This is a genomic window from Pseudomonadota bacterium (assembly GCA_030860485.1).
Classification (GTDB): domain Bacteria; phylum Pseudomonadota; class Gammaproteobacteria; order JACCXJ01; family JACCXJ01; genus JACCXJ01.
Window position 1 is genome coordinate 1 of record JALZID010000031.1, and the last position, 3,764, is coordinate 3,764.

The following is a 3,764-nucleotide window of genomic DNA, read 5'->3' on the forward strand; positions in this document are numbered from 1 at the left end:
GGCGCAACGTCGGATCATCGAGGGACTTGGGCAGGGTCGCTTCGACTCAATGCTGAAGGACTTGTCGAAGACGGTGTCGTTAGCCCATGCATGATGGTCGGAAGCACCTGGATCGCTCGGTGATGCAGTCCCTTGGCATCGAAATGCGCTCGAAGATCGGGCCCATGATTCGCCCGCATGTTGCGGGGCCATCGACCGCTTATCCTCAACGGGTTCCGAGCCAAAGGCGAGCTCTCGAGAGGCGTGGTCGAGGGCTTCAATGCCAAGGCCAAACCAAACGGCCAGACAGTGTTTGACTACGTTATTATCGGCGCGGGCTCTGCCGGCTGCGTATTAGCAAGCAGGCTTAGCGAGAATGCCGCGTGCCAGGTGTTGCTGCTGGAGGCGGGTGGCGAGGACGATTCACCGCTGATTCGGACGCCGGCATTCTTCGGGCGGTTGCAGGACAGTGCCTATGATTGGGCAGATCGCAGTTTTCCTCAGGCGCACTTGAACGGCCGCCGCATCTTTATCCCGCAAGGCAGGGTCCTCGGCGGCTCAAGTTCCATCAACTACATGATTTACATCCGCGGAAATCGCGGTGACTATGACAATTGGCACCGCCTCGGAAACGACGGCTGGGGATACGACGATGTCCTGCCCTACTTCATCAAAGCCGAAAGAAATCAGACTATCTCCGATCGGTATCACGGTGGTTCCGGCCCGCTTGGAGTCTCAAGCCACCCTGCTACGGGTCCTCTAACCAAGCGTTATCTCGCTGCCGCAAAGGAGCTCGGCATTCCGTTCAATCCGGACTTCAACGGAAAAGGGCAGGAGGGATGCGGCCCCTATCAGGCCACCATCTTGAACGGCACGCGCTGCAGTGTCGCGGTCGCGTACCTCCACCCGGCGCGCTCCCGTCCGAATTTGACGGTGCTCACTCATGCACATGCGACGAAACTTCTATTCAAAGGGGGCCGCGTAATAGGCGTGCAGTACCTGCGTTTCGGAGCAGTTGAGCAAGCGCACGCCTCGTCCGAGGTCGTCGTGTCCGCAGGCGCTTTCCGCTCGCCCCAACTGCTCATGTTATCCGGTTTGGGACCCGCGACCGAGCTCCGACGTCTCGGTCTCGAGGTTCGTCAAGACATGCCTGGGGTCGGCAAGAATCTCCAGGACCACCTTCATACGCGAGTTCAATGTGAGATCACGCAACCCCTGACATTTGCGCCGCTTTCGGCGGGAAAAAAGGCCGCGGCTGCACAAGACTACGAGTCGGGTCGCAGCGGACCGCTGGCTTCAAACTTCCTTGAAGCCGGTGCGTTCGTGAGAAATCGGCCCGATGAGGAATATCCCTGCCTACAGTTGTTCCTTTTTGCGGGTCTTACCGGCGACTACCCGGAATCCGGACCACCGAGCCGGCATGGCATGACATTGACGGCCTATATCAGCCGACCGCACAGCCGGGGGCAGGTGACGCTTTCGTCGTCCGATCCACTGGATCGGCCGCGCATTGACCCCGGGTACCTAAGCGATCCCGAAGATCTTCGCTGCGCCGTCGCGGGCGTACGGTGGAATCTCGAGATTCTGTATGCCAAACCATTCGCCGACATCCGTGGCGGCGAGGTGGCGCCCGGGGCCCACATCAGAGACGAGGCGGGAATCGAAGCCTTCGTAAGACGCACTGCCTCCACCACCTGGCACCCGGTGGGGACCTGCAAGATGGGAACCGACGAAATGGCGGTTGTCGATTCCGCACTGCGCGTGCGTGGGGTGGAAGCGCTTCGAGTGGTGGACGCGTCCACTATGCCGACGATCGTGAGTGGCAATACGAATGCGCCTACGATCATGATCGCGGAAAAGGCAGCCGATCATATTAATGGAAGCCCCGGTGGATGCGCCGGGTCGGCAAACGGTCGGTCACTGTAAGGGCTGTATTTCGATCAATGGGCGAACCCGCGAGGCCGCAACGATGACTACCGACACCCCGAGCGTAATGGTTGAGGTCCGCGACCTCATCGGGCGGGCCAGGCAGGCACAAGAGGCCATCGAGAGGTATACACAACAACAGATCGATGCGCTCACCACCGCAGTCGCCTGGTCGGTGGTGCGCCAGGATCGGGCCGAAGCCTTAGCGAAGCTCGCCGTCGATGAGGGCGGCTTTGGGAACTACGCCGATAAGGTGACCAAGATCCGCAATCGCCTCATGGGGACCCTCGCCGATATTGCGGGGGTGAAGACGGTCGGTGTCGTCGAGGAACTTCCTGAAGAAGGATTGATCAAGATTGCGAAACCGGTGGGAGTGATCGCGGCCCTCATCCCCACGACCGGACCCGATGCGACGCCGCCGCTCAAGACCTTACTGGCCTTGAAAGGCCGTAACGCCATCATCATCGCGGCTCACCCGCGCACGCAGAAGACGACGGCGCTGGTGGTGCAATATATGCGCGAGGCCTGTACGCAGATTGGTGCGCCGGCGGATCTGGTCCAGCTGGTGGATAAGCCCTCGCTTGCCAAAACCCAAGAGCTGATGCGTCAGGCCGACTTGATCGTGGCGACCGGAGGGGAAGGTATGGTCAAGGCCGCTTACAGTTCCGGGACTCCGGCCTATGGGGTCGGCGTCGGTAACTCGGTGCATGTCGTCGACGAGACGGCGGATCTTGAGGACGCCGCTAGAGCCATTGCGGCAGCCAAGACGTTCGACTACGCGACCAGCTGCCTGGCCGATAACGCGGTGGTTGCGGCCGCGGCTATTTACAAAGAGCTGGTCGCCGCCCTGGTGGCCCAGGGTGCCCATATATGTGACGCAGTTGAAAAGGCTCGGCTGCAGCGGCTCATGTGGCCGGAAGTCGGCTCATCGATCCCCTCTGTGGCGGTCGTTGCGAAGGCGGCGACCCAGATCGCGGATATGGCGGGGATTTCCCTGCCGAGTAACCGCGATTTTCTGATCGTCGAGGAGGATGCCGTGGGGTCCGCTCACCCGTTCTCGGGCGAGAAGCTATCGGTCGTTCTAGCACTGTACCGCTACGAAGGCGGTATCGAAGACGCCGTGCGGCTGGTCAATGCGATAATCGACTACCAGGGACGCGGTCATACCTGCGGGATCCACACGCGTTCCGAGGCGCACGTGTTGGCCCTCGCGCACGGAACCAAGACCGGAAGGGTACTCGTCAATCAAAACCTCAACGAGGGTGCCGGCAGCCCGAGAAACGGGCTGCCCTACACGCTGAGCCTAAGCTGTGGTACCTGGGGCGGTAATATTACGACGGAAAACGTGAACGCCAAGCACTTCATCAACCTGACCTGGGTCTCGCGTCCGATCGCAGTGCGGTTGATTAACGAGCACTCCCTGTTCCGGGATCACTGGGACCAATATGGGAGATGACCGTGAAAAAGTGCAAGATGTTGGTTGCAAAGCGAGAGCGCATCTACTACTCTCTTAAGTGGGAAGGAATCCTGCAGTTGCGACCATAACTAGCGGCAGGACGCGCATAGAAATGGGTGTGCTACGCGTCAGCGCCCAGAGACTAGAGAGGAGGCAAACATGAAAATACGCGGCAAAGAATTACTCATCCCGACCAGCATGGTCGGCAACTATCCCAACCCAAGATGGTGGGACGCCGAGTTCGCGAGGGACTTTACCGGCGACCAGGAACCCCCGGATGCCCTGATGCGCGAGACGTTGGAAGACGCTGTGGCGGCCATCGCCCAAGACCAGGAGAACGCGGGCCTCGATATCATCGCCGACGGGCGGGTCCACGGCGATAATTACGCGGACCAGGCGGTTT

The 3,764-nt window shown here is 60.4% G+C and carries 3 protein-coding genes and 1 pseudogene; all 4 read left to right on the forward strand.

The features are described from left to right. Positions 1 to 171: 171 nt before the first annotated feature. A pseudogene (locus M3461_01385) lies at positions 172 to 273 on the forward strand (transposase). A gap of 15 nt (positions 274 to 288) precedes the next feature. Further along, complete coding sequence (locus M3461_01390; GenBank protein MDQ3773121.1) at positions 289 to 1,905, forward strand: GMC family oxidoreductase N-terminal domain-containing protein; 1,617 nt, start codon at positions 289 to 291, stop codon at positions 1,903 to 1,905. A 43-nt stretch (positions 1,906 to 1,948) separates the two neighbouring features. After that, positions 1,949 to 3,361: an aldehyde dehydrogenase family protein gene (locus tag M3461_01395; protein ID MDQ3773122.1), complete on the forward strand. Its 1,413-nt coding sequence runs from the start codon at positions 1,949 to 1,951 to the stop codon at positions 3,359 to 3,361. Between the two features lie 159 nt (positions 3,362 to 3,520). After that, a partial coding sequence (locus tag M3461_01400; protein ID MDQ3773123.1) for a 2-hydroxypropyl-CoM lyase occupies positions 3,521 to 3,764 on the forward strand: 244 nt, incomplete at its 3' end.

What these genes read in the sequence shown, in the direction of transcription:
- M3461_01395 (MDQ3773122.1), top strand. Translation starts at nt 1,949, where the DNA reads ATGACTACCGACACCCCGAGCGTAATGGTTGAGGTCCGCGACCTCATC.